The organism is Streptomyces exfoliatus, from assembly GCF_000725545.1.
GTDB lineage: Bacteria > Actinomycetota > Actinomycetes > Streptomycetales > Streptomycetaceae > Streptomyces > Streptomyces exfoliatus.
Window position 1 is genome coordinate 85,965 of the sequence record NZ_JNZP01000007.1, and the last position, 16,405, is coordinate 102,369.

11 protein-coding genes are annotated in these 16,405 nt (G+C 71.8%); 8 read left to right on the forward strand and 3 right to left on the reverse strand.

The features are described from left to right. Positions 1–25 precede the first annotated feature (25 nt). Positions 26–1,516 (forward strand): M1 family metallopeptidase, encoded by a 1,491-nt coding sequence (locus IO20_RS0110385; RefSeq protein ID WP_030548174.1) that lies wholly within the window; start codon positions 26–28, stop codon positions 1,514–1,516. 147 nt (positions 1,517–1,663) lie between these two features. Further along, complete coding sequence (gene hflX / locus IO20_RS0110390) at positions 1,664–3,157, forward strand: GTPase HflX (RefSeq protein ID WP_030548180.1); 1,494 nt, start codon at positions 1,664–1,666, stop codon at positions 3,155–3,157. A 144-nt stretch (positions 3,158–3,301) separates the two neighbouring features. On the opposite strand, the gene IO20_RS0110395 is transcribed toward hflX, so the two are convergent. Both IO20_RS0110395 and IO20_RS0110400 read right to left on the reverse strand, forming a co-directional pair. Further along, positions 3,302–4,468, reverse strand: a complete 1,167-nt coding sequence (locus IO20_RS0110395; RefSeq protein ID WP_030548182.1) for a trypsin-like serine peptidase — start codon at positions 4,466–4,468, stop codon at positions 3,302–3,304. Between the two features lie 216 nt (positions 4,469–4,684). Then, a complete protein-coding gene (locus IO20_RS0110400; protein ID WP_030548184.1) occupies positions 4,685–5,860 on the reverse strand; it encodes a trypsin-like serine peptidase in 1,176 nt (391 codons plus the stop codon). Positions 5,861–6,181: 321 nt separating this feature from the next. Here IO20_RS0110400 and IO20_RS0110405 point away from each other — a divergent pair, with 321 nt between their 5' ends. From IO20_RS0110405 to IO20_RS0110425, 5 genes are all read left to right on the forward strand, one after another. Next, positions 6,182–7,708, forward strand: coding sequence for a diaminobutyrate--2-oxoglutarate transaminase family protein (locus tag IO20_RS0110405; protein WP_030548187.1), 1,527 nt, complete (start codon positions 6,182–6,184; stop codon positions 7,706–7,708). Positions 7,709–7,745: 37 nt separating this feature from the next. Next, positions 7,746–9,689, forward strand: coding sequence for an IucA/IucC family protein (locus tag IO20_RS0110410; RefSeq protein ID WP_078945911.1), 1,944 nt, complete (start codon positions 7,746–7,748; stop codon positions 9,687–9,689). Between the two features lie 55 nt (positions 9,690–9,744). Next, on the forward strand, positions 9,745–10,476 hold the full coding sequence (locus IO20_RS0110415; RefSeq protein WP_030548191.1) for a GNAT family N-acetyltransferase: 732 nt from the start codon (positions 9,745–9,747) through the stop codon (positions 10,474–10,476). Positions 10,477–10,543: 67 nt separating this feature from the next. Further along, on the forward strand, positions 10,544–12,376 hold the full coding sequence (locus IO20_RS0110420) for an IucA/IucC family protein (RefSeq protein ID WP_030548193.1): 1,833 nt from the start codon (positions 10,544–10,546) through the stop codon (positions 12,374–12,376). A gap of 50 nt (positions 12,377–12,426) precedes the next feature. Further along, complete coding sequence (locus IO20_RS0110425) at positions 12,427–14,400, forward strand: ATP-dependent DNA helicase (RefSeq protein WP_030548194.1); 1,974 nt, start codon at positions 12,427–12,429, stop codon at positions 14,398–14,400. Positions 14,401–14,491: 91 nt separating this feature from the next. On the opposite strand, the gene lexA is transcribed toward IO20_RS0110425, so the two are convergent. After that, positions 14,492–15,280, reverse strand: a complete 789-nt coding sequence (gene lexA, locus IO20_RS0110430) for a transcriptional repressor LexA (RefSeq protein ID WP_030211686.1) — start codon at positions 15,278–15,280, stop codon at positions 14,492–14,494. Positions 15,281–15,726: 446 nt separating this feature from the next. On the opposite strand from lexA, the gene nrdR reads away from it, so the two are divergent. Further along, positions 15,727–16,236: a transcriptional regulator NrdR gene (gene nrdR / locus IO20_RS0110435; RefSeq protein ID WP_030211688.1), complete on the forward strand. Its 510-nt coding sequence runs from the start codon at positions 15,727–15,729 to the stop codon at positions 16,234–16,236. The last annotated feature ends 169 nt before the right edge of the window (positions 16,237–16,405 follow it).

Consider the following 16,405-nt stretch of genomic DNA (forward strand, 5'->3'; position numbering starts at 1 on the left):
CCAGTCCTCCGGAAAGGCCTGGCCCATGCCGCTCGTCCGAACGCCCCTGCCCCGCGCGCGGTGGCTCCGCTCCGCCGTCCTGGTCGCCGCCTCGGCAGGCCTCGTCGCCGCCGCACTGCCCGCCCCGGCGCCGCTCGGCATCGGCGACCCGCTCTTCCCGCACCTCGGCAACCCCGGCTACGACGTCCTCGCGTACGACCTCGACCTCACCTATCGCGGGGTGAACACCGAGCCGCTGGCCGCCGTGACCAGGATCGACGCGCTCGCCACCGCAGACCTGGAACGGCTCAACCTCGACTTCACCCACGGCACGGTCTCCGCCGTCACCGTCGACGGCCTGCCCGCCGAGCACACCGGCAGCGGCGAGGACCTCGTCATCACCCCCGTCGCGCCGATCGACGCCGGCGAGTCCGTCGAGATCACCGTCACCCACACCAGCGACCCCAGCGGTCCCGCCGACACCGGCGGCTGGGTCCGTACCGGCGACGGCCTCGCCATGGCCAACCAGGCCGACGCCGCCCACCGGGTCTTCCCGTCCAACGACCACCCGGCGGACAAGGCCTACTTCACCTTCAGGATCACGGCCCCCAGCGAGCTCACCGCCGTCGCCAACGGCCTGCCCGCCGGCCGCGTCACCCACGGCGCCACCACCACCTGGACGTACCGCACGCGGCACCCCATGGCCACCGAGCTCGCCCAGGTCTCCATCGGCCGCTCCACCGTCGTGCACCGGGCGGGCCCGCACGGCCTGCCCGTACGGGACGTCGTGCGCACCGCCGACCGGGAACTCATGGAGCCCTGGCTGCGCAAGACCCCCGGCCACCTGGAATGGATGGAGCGGCAGGTGGGCCCGTACCCCTTCGAGACGTACGGGGTGCTCGTCGCGGACGCCGACACGGGTTTCGAGCTGGAGACCCAGACGCTCTCGCTCTTCGAGCGCGGACTCTTCACGGAGCCGGGCTACCCGGAGTGGTACGTCGACTCGATCATGGTGCACGAGCTGGCCCACCAGTGGTTCGGCGACAGCGTCTCCCCCCGGACCTGGTCCGACCTGTGGCTCAACGAGGGACACGCCAGCTGGTACGAGGCGCTGTACGCCGAGGAGACCGCGGGCAGGTCCCTGGAGGCGCGCATGAAGGCCGCCTACGCCGCCTCCGACGGATGGCGGGCCGACGGCGGCCCCCCGGCGGCACCCGAGCCCCCCTCGCCCACCCACAAGATCAGCCTCTTCCGGCCCGTCGTCTACGACGGCAGCGCCCTCGTCCTCTACGCGCTCCGCCAGGAGATCGGCACCGAGGCCTTCCAGCGCCTGGAGCGCCGCTGGGTCGCCGACCACCGGGACGGCACCGCCACCACCGCCGACTTCACCGCCCTGGCCTCCGAGATCGCGGGACGCGACCTCGCCGCCTTCTTCCGGGGCTGGCTGTACGAGGCGAAGACCCCGGCGATGCCCGGGCACCCGGACTGGCGCAGCAGCCCGGCCGGGGCCGGGCGGACCACCCCGAAACCCGGGTGACGGGCCCCGCCGGGCCGTGTCACCATCGTCAGGTCGGCGACGCGGCCGACGGCCCGGGAATCTTCCGGCGCCCTCACGCGTTGTGACGGCATCAGACTCATCGCTTCATCGATTCGATCGACATGAAGCAATCGACGTAAGGATCAAATGACCTCCTCTTCTTCCCCTTCCCAGGACGAGCAGAGCTTCGCGGAGACGAGCCGTACCGAGAGCCTTCGGGCCGATGCCCTGATGGAAGAGGACGTCGCCTGGAGCCACGAGATCGACGGAGACCGGGACGGCGACCAGTTCGACCGCTCCGAGCGCGCGGCCCTGCGCCGCGTCGCCGGCCTCTCCACCGAACTCGAGGACGTCACCGAGGTCGAGTACCGCCAGCTGCGCCTGGAGCGCGTCGTGCTGGTCGGTGTCTGGACCTCCGGGACCGTCCAGGACGCGGAGAACTCCCTCGCGGAACTCGCGGCCCTCGCCGAGACGGCGGGCGCCCTCGTGCTCGACGGCGTGATCCAGCGCCGCGACAAGCCGGACCCGGCGACCTTCATCGGTTCCGGCAAGGCGCGCGAACTGCGCGACATCGTGATCGAGACCGGTGCCGACACCGTCGTCTGCGACGGCGAGCTCAGCCCCGGCCAGCTCATCGCCCTCGAAGACGTCGTCAAGGTCAAGGTGGTCGACAGGACCGCCCTGATCCTCGACATCTTCGCCCAGCACGCCAAGTCCCGAGAGGGCAAGGCGCAGGTCGCGCTCGCGCAGATGCAGTACATGCTGCCGCGCCTGCGCGGCTGGGGTCAGTCGCTCTCCCGGCAGATGGGTGGCGGCGGCGGTGGCGGCATGGCCACCCGTGGTCCCGGTGAGACCAAGATCGAGACCGACCGGCGCCGTATCCGCGAGAAGATGGCGAAGATGCGCCGGGAGATCGCGGAGATGAAGACCGGCCGCGACATCAAGCGGCAGGAGCGGCGCCGGAACAAGGTGCCGTCGGTCGCCATCGCCGGTTACACCAACGCGGGCAAGTCCTCCCTGCTCAACCGACTCACCGGCGCGGGCGTGCTCGTGGAGAACGCGCTGTTCGCCACGCTCGACCCGACCGTCCGCCGGGCCGAGACGCCCACCGGACGGATCTACACCCTGGCCGACACCGTCGGCTTCGTCCGGCACCTGCCGCACCACCTCGTCGAGGCGTTCCGCTCCACCATGGAGGAGGTCGGCGACTCCGACCTCATCCTGCACGTGGTGGACGGCTCGCACCCGGCGCCGGAGGAGCAGCTGGCCGCCGTGCGCGAGGTCTTCCGGGACGTCGGCGCGGTGAACGTCAAGGAGATCGTCGTCGTCAACAAGGCGGACGCGGCGGACCCGCTGGTACTCCAGCGACTGCTGCGGATGGAGAAGCACTCCATCGCCGTCTCGGCCCGTTCGGGCCAGGGCATCGAGCAGCTGCTCGCGCTCATCGACTCCGAGCTGCCCCGCCCGCAGGTCGAACTCGAAGCCCTCGTGCCGTACACGCACGGAGGTCTGGTCTCCCGGGTGCACGCCGAGGGCGAGGTCCAGTCCGAGGAGCACACCCCGGAGGGCACCCTGCTCAAGGCCCGGGTGCACGAGGAGCTGGCGGCGATGCTCGCGCCGTACGTCCCCGCCGCGCACTGACCCACGGCTGAACGACAGAGGGCGCTGTCCTCCTTTCCTCACGGGAGGAGGACAGCGCCCTCTGTCATGTCATGGGCGTTCGTGGACCGGTGCCGTGGACCGGTGCCATGGACCGGTCCATGGACGGGTGTCGCGGGCCGTGCGTCAGCGGGCGAACTTCTTGCTGACCATCTCGTGGGCGTTCTTGGCGCCCCGGCCCAGCTGCGGTCCGGCGAGCCAGCCACTCCTGCCGGCCGGGCCGATCGAGGTGTTCGACACGAGCGCCGTCTTGCCGTTCGACATGACGCGGAACCAGCCGCCGCCCGAGGAACCGGCGGTCATCGTGCACCCGATCCGGTACATCGTCGGCGTGGCCGGAGCCGTCGTGTAACGCGTCGCCCGGTCGAGGCACTTGTGCATGATCATGCCGTTGAACGGCGGCGCCGCCGGGTAACCCCAGGCCCCCACCGTTCCGGCCCGCGCGGGCGCCGGCGCGGAGAAGTCGACCGGCAGTGCGGCGCCGACGGTCTCCTCCAGGGACTTGCCGCCCCGCTGCGGCTTCACGTGCAGCACGGCGTAGTCGTACGGCCAGGCCTGGTTGCTGCCGCCGGACTTGATCCACTCGCCCGAGGTCACGGCCCAGTCGGCCCAGTACTGGCCGTACGGGTACACCTCGTGCGGCTTCGCGTTGTTGAGCGCGGCGGGCGACTTGCCCAGGTCGTTGAAGGCCGGGACGAAGGTGATGTTGCGGTACCAGCCGCCCTTCTTGCCCGCGTGGACGCAGTGGCCGGCCGTCCAGACCAGGTTGGACTTCCCGGGCCGGCGCGGGTCCTTCACGATGGTGCCGGAGCAGACCATGTGGCCCTGGGGCGAGTCGAAGAAGATCTTTCCGACCGGGGCCGCGTTGCGGTGGTACGGCGTCTTCTCGCGCTGCGCCTGGACGGGGCGGGGCGTCGGGTCGGAGCCGCTGCTGCCGGCCTGAGCGGCGATCGTCGGGTCCGGGCTCTTCGCCGACTGCATGCGCGCCGGGTCCCAGAGGCCGTCGATCACCGGGTTGACGAAGTCCTCGGCCTCACGGAGCCAGGTCTTCGTGTCCCAGTTCTTCCATTCGCCGTCCTTCCACTTGTCCACGTCGACGCCGTGCTTCTTGAGCTTGTCGGCGAGGTCCTTGGTGAGGTCGGTGTCACCGCCGTCGGTGGCCGGCGCGGAACTGCTGGCCCCGGCGGACGGCTTGTCGGAGGCCGGGGTCTCGGTGGGGCCGCAGGCCGTGGCGGTCAGCGCGAGCGCGGTGACCAGGCCCAGGGCGGCGGGCAGGAGTCGTGCAGAACGCATGTGGTGAATTCCCCCTGTGATGATTCCGCGTCCGGGAGCGGCCACGATCCGGCGCGATACCGCCTTGACGTTGCCATGGACGCGTCACTTGCGGTGCAACAGTATGCACGTCGGACCGGACGCGGGTGAGGCCTGATGCAGGTGCGGGCCTGCCGGCCCGGCGGACGAGCATGGGGGAGGCGGGACCCCAGGGCCCCGCCTCCCGTTCCGCCGCGCCTACTGGCCGGCGTACTTCTTGCTGACCTCGTCGAAGATGGCCTTCGCCTCGGGACCGAGGCGCGGACCGGCGAGCCAACCCGCCGTCGACGGGCCGATCGAGGTGTTCGACACCAGCGCGGGCTTGCCGTCACTGCCCTGAGCGACCCAGCCGCCACCGGACGAACCACCGGTCATCGTGCAGCCGATGCGGTACATCGTCGGCTGCTCCGCCTTCAGGGACAGCCGGCCCGGCTTGTCCTCGCACTGGAACATCTTCTGGCCGTCGAACGGCGGGGCCGCCGGGTAGCCCGTCGCCTCCATGCTCGCGATCTTCGGCACCGCCGGCGCGTTGAAGTCCACCGGGAGAGCCGAACCGACCGTCTCCTCCAGGGACTTGCCCGAGCCGCCCTTCTCCGGGGTCACCTGGATGACCGCGTAGTCGTAGGGGGCGCCCGCACCGCCGGTGGACGCGCCCTGGGCGATCCACTGGTCCGAGGTCTTCACCCAGTCCGCCCACCACACGCCGTACGGGGCGACCTGCTCCCGCGTCGCCTTCTCGAGGGCGGACGTCGGCAGCGCGGAGTCGTTGTACGACGGCACGAAGGCGATGTTGCGGTACCAGCCGCCCTGCTTGCCCTTGTGCACGCAGTGGCCGGCCGTCCACACCATGTTCGACTTGCCCGGGTGCGCCGGGTCCTGCACGACCGTGGCCGAGCAGACCATCGAACCCTCGGGGCCGTCGAAGAAGACCTTCCCGGACTCCGGGGCGTTGCCGTGGTACTTCGCTGGCACGGCCTTCGCCCGCACCGGATCCGGCGTCGGGTCGGTCACGCCCTCGTCACCCGAGATGTCCTCCTCCTCGACCGGCTTGTCGGGACGCTCGGCGTCCCGCATCCGGTCCGGGTCCCAGAGGTCCTCGATGATCGGGTTGACGAAGTCCTTGGCCTCACGCAGCCACTTGTCGCGGTCCCAGTTCTTCCACTCACCGCCGCGCCACTGGTCGAGGTCGATCCCGTGTTCCTTCAGACGGTCCTTCAGGTCCTCCGGAATCTTGATCTTGTCGGCCGGGTTCTGGCTCGCGGGCGCGCTGGGCTTGTCTCCCGCGTTCTCCTCGCTCGGCCCGCAGGCCGTAACGGTGAGCGTCAGCGCCGCGACGGCGGAAGCCGCCGTAAGGAGCGGACGAATCGATCGCATCTCGTGATCCCCCTGGGACTACGTCAACTGGTGCATGGACGAACAGCGGCCGTGCCCGGCGTGGACAGCGGCCGACGGCCCCCACTATGCCGGTGCCGGAGGGGACGGTACGCGGCCGGTCGGCGGTTCCGGCCATCGTCGGTCCGTTGCCGTGCCGTGATCCGGGACACGCCAAGTTCTCGCCTCCGGCCCGTGATCCCGGGCAGTTCGCGTCGTTGGTACGTACGGGGGACACAACGGTGGCGCACAGGGCGGCCCTTGCGGCGGCTCCACGACGTCCCGATGTGCAACGCAACTGTTACAGCGGGAGGACACCGAGCCGTGGCCGTGACCGAATCAGCTCCGGCCGTCCCACCGGCCGCGCGGACGCAGACCCGGACGCCCGACGGGACGTCCGACGCCCCCGGCACCGGGGCGCACGACCCGACGGTCCGGGGCGCCCCGGACCGGGGAACGCCCGACCAGGGCGGTGGTGGATACGAGGGCATCCTGCGCAGGCAGTCCCTGCGCGAGTCCGCCGCCCGCACCTACGCCCGTTCCCTGCCCATCGTCCCCGTCCGCGCCCGGGGGCTGACCATCGAGGGCGCCGACGGCCGCCGCTATCTGGACTGCCTGTCCGGCGCCGGGACACTCGCCCTCGGACACAACCACCCCGTGGTCCTGGAAGCGATCAAGAAGGTCCTCGACTCGGGTGCGCCCCTGCACGTCCTCGACCTCGCCACCCCCGTGAAGGACGCCTTCACCTCCGAGCTGTTCGCCACCCTCCCGGGTGAGCTCGCCGACAACGCCCGCGTCCAGTTCTGCGGTCCGGCGGGCACGGACGCCGTGGAAGCGGCCCTCAAACTCGTCCGCACCGCCACCGGCCGCAGCGGCCTCCTCGCCTTCACCGGCGCCTATCACGGCATGACGGCCGGCGCCCTCGCCGCCTCCGGCGGAGCGACCGACGTCCGCGTCACCCGGCTGCCCTACCCGCAGGACTACCGCTGCCCCTTCGGCGTCGGGGGCGCCCGCGGAGCCGAACTGGCCGCCCACTGGACCCAGAACCTCCTGGACGACCCCAAGAGCGGTGTCGCCGCCCCCGCCGGGATGATCGTCGAGGCCGTCCAGGGCGAAGGAGGGGTCATCCCCGCGCCCGACGACTGGATGCGCCGGATGCGCCGGATCACGGCCGACCGCTCCATCCCCCTCGTGGTCGACGAGGTCCAGACCGGCGTCGGCCGCACCGGCGCCTTCTGGGCCGTCGAGCACAGCGGCGTCGTGCCCGACGTGATGGTCCTCTCCAAGGCCATCGGCGGCTCCCTTCCCCTCGCCGTCATCGTCTACAGGTCCGAGCTCGACGCCTGGGAACCCGGCGCCCACGCGGGCACCTTCCGCGGCAACCAGCTCGCCATGGCCGCGGGCACGGCCACCCTCGCGTACGTCCGCGAGAACAAACTCGCCGAACGGGCCGGCATCCTCGGCGACCGCATCCTCGGCCGACTCCGGGGCCTCGCCGCCGCCCACCCCTGCGTCGGCGACGTCCGCGGTCGGGGCCTGATGATCGGCGTCGAACTCGTCGACCCCGACGCGGCCGGCCCCGACGACCTCGTCCCGCCCGCCTCCTCCGCCCTGGCCCTCGCCGTCCAGCAGGAGTGCCTGGCCCGCGGACTCATCGTCGAACTCGGCGGCCGCCACTCCGCGGTGGTCAGGCTGCTGCCCCCGCTCACCCTCACCGACGAGCAGGCCACCGCCGTCCTGGACCGCTTCGCCGACGCCCTCGCCGCGGCCGAACGGGCCCACATCCCCCAATCGCCCGCCTCCCGCCGGGCCACGGCCCCCGCGACCGCCGCCCCCGGGCCGTCCCACTGACCCGGACCGCCACCGGCCCCACCCCTAGGAAGCCCCCGTGAACGCCACGCCCCCCTCCCCGGCGCCCGAGACCGAGGCCCCCTTCACCGTCAAGGAACTCGCCTCCCAGATCCTCGCCGCCGAGGCACTCGCCCCCCAGCCGCCTCCCTCCGAGGCCCTCGGCCCCGAGCCCGTCACCCCTCCCGGCACCGCCGCCGACCCCACCGTCCCGCGCCAGCACACCTGTCCGCACGACCCGAGGCCGCACCGCCCGGCCACCGTCGCCGACCCCCTGGACGACCCGGACCCGCACCGAGCCGCCGACGCGGCCGCCATCGAGAACCTGCTCCGCTGCTGGGTCCGGGAGAAGAACCTGCCCGCCCCCGGCTCCACCACCGTGCGGATCCCCCTCGCCGCCAGCGGCACCGCCCTCCTCGTCCCCGTCACCTACTGGTCGCCCACCGGATGGCACCGCTTCGGCGCCCCCACCCTCGAAGGGCTCCCGGTCACCGCGCCGACCGTCGACGCCGTGACCGTCGCCGCTCTGCTCAGCCGGGAGACCGGCCGGCCCGAGGGCACCGATCTCGTCGGCAGGGTCGCCGACTCCACCCGCCGCACCGCCGACTTCCTCACCGAGCGACGCCGCCGGCCCCTGCCCCACCCGGACGCCGACCTCTTCCTGGCCGCCGAACAGTCCCTGCTGCTCGGCCACCCCCTGCACCCCACCCCCAAGAGCCGCGAAGGCCTCTCCGAGGCCGAGGCCCGTCTCTACTCACCGGAACTGCACGGCTCCTTCCCGCTCCACTGGCTGGCCGTCGACTCCTCCCTCCTGGCCTCCGACTCCGCCTGGACCGAACAGGGCCGCCCCGTCACCGCGGAACAACTCGCCCTCGGCCTCGCCGAAGGCCTCCCCCTCCTGGCCGGAACCGCACCCCTGCCCGTACACCCCTGGCAGGCCCGCGAGCTGCTGCACCGCCCCGACATCCGTGCCCTCCTGAACGCGGGCCTCCTCCACGACCTCGGTCTCCACGGGAGTCCCTGGCACCCCACCTCCTCCGTCCGTACCGTGCACCGCCCCGGCGCGCGGGCCATGCTCAAGCTCTCCCTCGGCCTGCGGATCACCAACTCCCGCAGGGAGAACCTGCGCAAGGAACTCCACCGCGGCGTCGAGGTCCACCGGCTGCTCCGCACCGGCCTCGTCGACGAGTGGCAGGCCGCCCACCCGGGCTTCGACATCGTCCGCGACCCCGCCTGGCTCGCCGTCGACGCCCCGGACGGCGTCCCCGTCCCCGGACTCGACGTCATGATCCGCCACAACCCCTTCGGGCCCGGCGACGACGCCGTCTGCATCGCCTCCCTCACCGCCCCCCGCCCGTGGCCCGGGGCCACCGCCATGCGCTCCCGCCTCGCCGACGTCATCGGCCGCCTCGCCGCCCGCACCGGCCGCCCCCTCACGGCCGTCTCCGCGGAGTGGTTCCTGCGCTACCTCGACCAGGTCGTCCGCCCCGTCCTCTGGCTCGACGGACACGCCGGCATCGCCCTGGAGGCCCACCAGCAGAACACCCTGGTGCTCCTCGACCCCGACGGCTGGCCCGTCGGCGGCCGCTACCGCGACAACCAGGGCTACTACTTCCGGGAGTCCCGCCGGAGCGAGCTGGAGAGCCGCCTCCCCGGCATCGGTGCCGAGAGCGACACCTTCGTCTCCGACCCGGTCACGGACGAGCGCTTCGCCTACTACCTCGGTATCAACAACGTCCTCGGCCTGATCGGCGCCTTCGGCGCCCAGCACCTCGCCGACGAACGCGTCCTGCTCGCCGCCTTCCGCAGCTTCCTCACCTCCGCCACCAGCCTGGGCTCACCACTGCCGCACCGGCTCCTGGAGGCCGCGACCCTCCGCAGCAAGGCCAACCTCCTCACCCGCCTGCACGGTATGGACGAACTCGTCGGACCCGTCGACACCCAGTCCGTCTACGTCACCGTCACCAACCCCCTCCGTACCTGAGCCCGCCCTCCGCGCCCCCATGTCCCGACCGCACCGCCGAGAGGAGAGCGACACCGTGTCACCCACCCGCCCACCGGCCGACCCGCCCGGCGACGACACCCTCGACCTGAGGCTCGACGAGCTCGTCGCCCTCCTCGAAGGCGGTCACCCCGAAGGCGGACACCCCGGCGGCCGTCACCCCGAAGTCGGTCACTCCGACGCCGAGCTCCTCGACGGCGACCTGCTGGACTCCGTCGCCTCCTGGGACCCGGCCGTCACGCCCGTCGGCACCTTCCGCCTCGTCCCCGTGCGACTCGAACGCGACGTGTCGCTCCTCGCCGGATGGATGAACGACCCCGCCGTCGCCGCCTTCTGGGAACTCTCCGGACCCGAAGCCGTGACCGCCGAGCACCTCCGCGCCCAACTCGAGGGCGACGGACGCAGTGTCCCCTGCCTCGGTCTGCTCGACGCGACGCCCATGAGCTACTTCGAGATCTACCGCGCCGACCTCGACCCGCTCGCCCGGCACTACCCGGCCCGCCCCCACGACACCGGTATCCATCTGCTGATCGGAGGAGTCACCGACCGGGGCCGCGGTGTCGGCACCGCGCTCCTGCGCGCCGTCGCCGACCTCGTCCTCGACCACCGTCCCCGCTGCACCCGGGTCGTCGCCGAACCCGACATCCGTAACACCCCCTCCGTCTCGGCCTTCCTCAACGGCGGCTTCCGCTACGCGGCGGAAGTCGACCTTCCCGACAAGCGAGCGGCGCTCATGATCCGTGACCGCGCCCTTCGTCACGTTCTGTGAACAACCCTCTGCCTTCTATACACCGCTCGTCCCGCAGCGGTTCCCACCCCGAGGAGTCCTCGTGTCGATGTCCCCTGCACCCCACGACTCCGCTCAGCCCACACCGCCCGCCCCGTCCTCCGGCGCCGAACCGGCCCCCGAGCTGCTCGCGCCCCCGGAGCTGAACGCCGCCGCCTGGAGCCGGGCCTCGTCCCGCCTCCTCGCCAAGGCCCTCGCCGAGTTCGCCTACGAGGAGATCGTCGAACCCGCCCCCGCGGCCGACGGCGCACCCGGCGACCACGTCCTGCGGCTCGACGACGGGACCACCCTCGCCTTCCGCGCCCGCCGCGGCGCCTACGGCAGCTGGTACATCGCCGCCGACTCGATCACCCACGAGGGCCGGCCCATGACCGACCCCCTCGATTTCCTGGTCCGGGCCCGCCGCCTGCTCCGGCTCGACGGCGCCACCCTCGGCCATCTCCTCCGCGAACTCTCCGCCACCCTCGCCGCCGACACCCGCCTCGACCACACGGCCCTCTCCGCCGCCCTGCTCGCCGACCTCTCCTACGCGGAACTCGAAGGCCACCAGACCGGCCACCCCTGGCTCGTCCTCAACAAGGGGCGCATCGGCTTCTCCGCCACCGACGCCGCCCGCTGGGCCCCCGAAGCGCGGCGCGCGACCAGGCTGCCTTGGATCGCCGTCAGCAACCGCCTCGCCGCCTACTGCGGCGTGCCCGGCCTCGACACTCCCGACCGCCTCTACGCCCGGGAACTCGACCCCGAGATCCGCGCCGCCTTCCGCGCCGAACTGACCGCACGCGGCCACGAACCGGACGGCTACCTCCTGCTGCCCGTCCACCCCTGGCAGTGGGACGAGATCCTGCTCCCCCTCTACGCCCCGCACATCGCCGCCGGGACGGTCGTCCCCCTCGGCGCCGACGGCGACCTCCGGCTTCCGCAGCAGTCGGTCCGCACCTTCCTCAACACCAGCCGCCCCGACCGGCACACCGTCAAGCTCCCCCTGTCGGTGCTCAACACCCTCGTCTGGCGCGGCCTGCCCACCGAGCGGACCCTCGCCGCGCCCGCCGTCACCGCCTGGGTGCACGGCCTGCGTGACGCCGACCCGTTCCTGCGGGACGAGTGCGGGGTGGTCCTCCTCGGCGAGGTCGCCTCCGTCACGGTCGAGCACCCCCTGTACGACCGGCTGCCCGAAGTCCCGTACCAGTACAAGGAACTCCTCGGCGCGATCTGGCGCGAACCGCTGCGGCTGCCCCCGGGCGAGCGGGCCCGCACCCTGGCCTCCCTGCTGCACACGGACCCCGCCGGCCGGGCGTTCGTCGCCGAACTCGTCGAGCGCTCGGGACTCGCTCCCGCCGTCTGGCTCCAGCGCCTCTTCGCCGCCCTGCTGCCCCCGCTGCTGCACTTCCTCTACCGGTACGGCACGGTCTTCTCCCCGCACGGCGAGAACGCCATCGTCGTCTACGACGACCAGGACGTCCCCGTACGCCTGGCGATCAAGGACTTCGTCGACGACGTGAACATCAGCGCCCGGCCGCTCCCCGAACACGACACCCTGCCGGACGACGTCCGTGCCGTACTCCTGACCGAAGAACCCGACTTCCTCGTCCAGTTCATCCATTCGGGGCTCTTCGTCGGTGTCTTCCGCTACCTTGCGCCGCTCTGCGAGGCACAACTCGGAGTATCCGAGACGACCTTCTGGTCCCTCGTCCGGGCGGAGATCCTCCGCCATCAGGAGCGCTTCCCCGAGCTGAAGGAACGGTTCGAGCTGTTCGACCTCCTCACCCCCCGGATCGACCGACTCTGCCTCAACCGCAACCGTCTGCACCTGGACGGATACCGCGACCGCTCGGAACGGCCCCACGCGGCCGTCCACGGCACCGTCGCCAACCCGCTCGCGTGACGTCCGCGCGTGACCGGGCTGTCAGTGGAGCCCCGTAGGCTGGAAGGGCTATGACGAAGCCATCCCTCCCCGACCTCCTCCACGCCGCCGTCTCCGCCGTCGGCGGCACGGAGCGGCCCGGCCAGGTCACCATGGCCGAGGCCGTGGCCGAGGCCATCGACGACAACTCCCACCTCCTGGTCCAGGCCGGCACCGGCACCGGAAAGTCGCTGGGCTACCTGGTCCCGGCACTGGCCCAGGGCGAGCGGGTGGTGGTGGCCACGGCCACCCTGGCGCTGCAGCGCCAGCTCGTCGAGCGCGACCTTCCGCGGACGGTCGACGCGCTGCACCCGCAGCTGCGCCGCCGCCCGCAGTTCGCCATGCTCAAGGGCCGGTCGAACTACCTGTGTCTGCACCGGCTCCACGAAGGGGTCCCGCAGGACGAGGAGGACGGCCTCTTCGATCCCTTCGAGGCGGCCGCGCCCACCAGCAAGCTGGGCCAGGACCTGATGAGGCTCAGGGACTGGTCGGACGAGACGGAGACCGGGGACCGGGACGACCTGACGCCGGGCGTCTCCGACAAGGCATGGGCCCAGGTCTCCGTCTCGTCCCGGGAGTGCCTCGGCGCGAGCAAATGCGCCTACGGGGCGGAGTGCTTCGCCGAGGCGGCGCGTGAGCGTGCCAAGCTCGCCGACGTCGTCGTGACCAACCACGCCCTCCTCGCCATCGACGCCATCGAGGGCGCCCCCGTGCTTCCCCAGCACGAGGTGCTGATCGTCGACGAGGCCCATGAGCTGGTCTCCCGGGTCACCGGCGTCGCCACCGGCGAGCTCACGCCCGGCCAGGTCAACCGAGCCGTGCGGCGGTGCTCCAAGCTCGTCGACGAGAAGGTAGCCGACCAGCTGCAGACGGCCGCCGAGGGCTTCGAGCGGGTCATGGAGCTGGCACTGCCGGGGCGCCTGGAGGAGATCCCGGAGGACCTGGGGTACGCCTTGATGGCGCTGCGCGACGCCGCCCGGGCGGTGATCACGGCCCTGGGCTCGACCAGGGACCGGTCCGTGCAGGACGAGGACGCCGTCCGCAAGCAGGCCATGGCCTCCGTGGAGACGGTCCACGGTGTCGCGGAGCGGATCACCCAGGGCTCGGAGTACGACGTCGTCTGGTACGAGCGTCATGATCGTTTCGGGGCCTCGGTGCGGGTCGCCCCGCTCACCGTCTCGGGGCTGCTGCGGGAGAAGCTGTTCACGGAGCGCTCGGTGGTCCTCGCCTCGGCGACGCTCAAGCTGGGCGGCGACTTCAACGGCGTGGGCGCTTCGCTCGGTCTCGCGCCCGAGGGCACCACGGGCGACGACCTGCCGGTCTGGAAGGGCATCGACGTCGGCTCCCCGTTCGACTATCCCAAGCAGGGCATTCTCTACGTCGCCAAGCACCTCTCCCGTCCGGCGCGTGACGGGGACCGCGGCGACATGCTCGACGAGCTGACCGAGCTGATGCAGTCGGCCGGCGGGCGGACCCTCGGGCTGTTCTCGTCCATGCGCGCGGCACAGCTTGCCGCGGAGGAGCTGCGGACCCGAGTCCCGGAGCTGCCCATCCTGCTCCAGGGTGAGGACACCCTTGGCGAGTTGATCAAGAACTTCGCCGCCGATCCGAAGACCTGCCTGTTCGGGACGCTCTCGCTCTGGCAGGGCGTGGACGTTCCGGGCGCCAGCTGTCAGCTGGTCGTCATGGACAAGATCCCCTTCCCGCGCCCGGACGACCCGCTGATGAGCGCCCGGCAGAAGGCCGTCGATGAGGCCGGAGGCAACGGCTTCATGGCGGTCGCGGCGACGCACGCGGCCCTGCTGATGGCCCAGGGCGCCGGTCGGCTGGTGCGTGCCACGGGCGACCGAGGTGTCGTGGCGGTCCTCGACCCCCGGCTGGCCACGGCGCGGTACGGCAGCTATCTGAAGGCCTCGTTGCCCGATTTCTGGTACACGACCGACCGCAACCAGGTGCGGAAGTCGCTCGCCGCCATTGACGCCGCGTCGAAGGCGGCAGGCGTCTGAGGCGGAGGGTGTCGCGCGCTGCGCGGGACATGGCAGGGCCCCGGAACCGGCGCAGAGGGTTCCGGGGCCCGGTCAGAGCCGGCGGGGTGTGTCACACCCGCCGCAGTACCGCCACGACCTTGCCGAGAATCGTGGCCTCGTCGCCGGGGATCGGCTGGTACGCCGCGTTGTGCGGGAGCAGCCAGACGTGACCGTCCTCGCGCTTGAAGCGCTTGACGGTGGCTTCGCCGTCCAGCATGGCGGCGACGATGTCGCCGTTCTCCGCGACGGGCTGCCGTCGAACGGTGACCCAGTCGCCGTCACAGATCGCGGCCTCGATCATGGAGTCGCCGACGACCTTGAGGACGAACAGCTCTCCGTCGCCGACCAGCTGCCGGGGGAGGGGGAACACGTCCTCGACGGACTCCTCGGCCAGGATCGGGCCACCGGCCGCGATCCGGCCGACCAGGGGCACGTAGGACGCGGCCGGCTTGCCGGTGGTGTCCGTCGGCTGGGTGCTCGGCTGGTCGGAGCCCCGCACCTCGTACGCCCGGGGGCGGTGAGGGTCGCGGCGGAGGAAGCCCTTGCGCTCCAGCGCCATGAGCTGGTGCGCCACCGAAGAGGTGCTGGAGAGGCCGACCGCCTGCCCGATCTCACGCATCGACGGCGGGTAGCCGCGACGCTGGACCGAGTCGCGGATGACTTCGATGACCCTGCGCTGCCGGTCGGTGAGACCGGAGCTGTCGGCTCGGATGCCTGGAGGTCGCCCGGGGAGGGCCCGGGCGGGTCGCCCGGGGTCCTCGCCGTTCATGCCCGTGTCATTCATGGCGTGCACCGGCTCGAGTCGGCCCTGGGAGCGGTCCTGGGCGGTGATGGTGGCACTGTCTGCGGTGGTGGTCACGTCGTCGGCCCCTCTCGAATGGTCTCCCTGGCTGGCACAACGGTAGTGGCTTTCGAAAGGTTGCGCCAAACACACGTTCGAGTGAAAATTCGCAGATTGCCTTACGTCTGTTCGCATACGGGTGTATGAGCACTCTCACGCAGCCGCCCCGAATCAGCCGTTACGGTAACCTTCCCCGCTGGGTCGCGAGCGTCCGTGCGCCCTCTCAGTGTCGCATCCTGAGGGCCGGCGGGGCGGAATTTCCGGCCCGGGTGCGCCGCGACACGCGGAGCGCCCGGAATCGCCCCCAACCCAAGATCTAGTGGTTGGATGGCACCGGCCACCCAGGGGTAGTGGTCCCCGGTCTGCCGGGGGTGCCCACATCGCCTATGCTGGTGGTCGCTTCGCAAGGCCTTGACGGGTCGGGCGAGGCTCACCAGTCGTGCCGTGAGGGAGGGTCGGAACCAATGCACTGCCCCTTCTGCAGGCACCCCGACAGTCGTGTCGTCGACAGTCGCACCACGGACGACGGGACGTCGATCCGGCGTCGTCGCCAGTGCCCCGACTGCTCCCGTCGTTTCACGACGGTGGAGACGTGCTCGCTGATGGTGGTGAAGCGCTCCGGTGTCACCGAGCCCTTCAGCCGTACCAAGGTCATCTCCGGCGTACGCAAGGCGTGCCAGGGGCGACCGGTCACCGAGGACGCCCTCGCCAAGCTCGGCCAGCGGGTCGAGGAGGCGGTGCGCGCCACCGGCAGCGCCGAGCTGACCACCCACGACGTGGGTCTGGCCATCCTCGGCCCCCTGCAGGAGCTCGACCTCGTCGCGTACCTGCGCTTCGCGTCCGTGTACCGGGCGTTCGACAGCCTCGAAGACTTCGAGGCCGCCATCGTGGAACTCCGCGTGCGGCCTCCCGCTGAGAACCGCGGGACCGGTGCGACCCCTGAGGTCCCCGTTCCCGCCACCGCCGCCGACTGACCGGCGGTCCGGGCCGACAGTGCCCGGCGGCCGGCCGCCGAGCGGCCTGGCAGACGTGCCCCGAGTGACCCCCGTGGCGCTCGTGGCAGCAGTACAGAACGACGTACAGAAGACGGTGCCCTGGGACTTTCTGGGTGCCAAAGTGTGTTTTGCCCGTATATGGGAGGCG

Bases quoted from the DNA above. Each gene is read 5' to 3' on its own strand.
- IO20_RS0110385 (WP_030548174.1), top strand. From the start codon at position 26: ATGCCGCTCGTCCGAACGCCCCTGCCCCGCGCGCGGTGGCTCCGCTCC.
- hflX (WP_030548180.1), top strand. From the start codon at position 1,664: ATGACCTCCTCTTCTTCCCCTTCCCAGGACGAGCAGAGCTTCGCGGAG.
- IO20_RS0110395 (WP_030548182.1), bottom strand. From the start codon at position 4,468: ATGCGTTCTGCACGACTCCTGCCCGCCGCCCTGGGCCTGGTCACCGCG.
- IO20_RS0110400 (WP_030548184.1), bottom strand. From the start codon at position 5,860: ATGCGATCGATTCGTCCGCTCCTTACGGCGGCTTCCGCCGTCGCGGCG.
- IO20_RS0110420 (WP_030548193.1), top strand. From the start codon at position 10,544: ATGTCCCCTGCACCCCACGACTCCGCTCAGCCCACACCGCCCGCCCCG.
- IO20_RS0110425 (WP_030548194.1), top strand. From the start codon at position 12,427: ATGACGAAGCCATCCCTCCCCGACCTCCTCCACGCCGCCGTCTCCGCC.
- nrdR (WP_030211688.1), top strand. From the start codon at position 15,727: ATGCACTGCCCCTTCTGCAGGCACCCCGACAGTCGTGTCGTCGACAGT.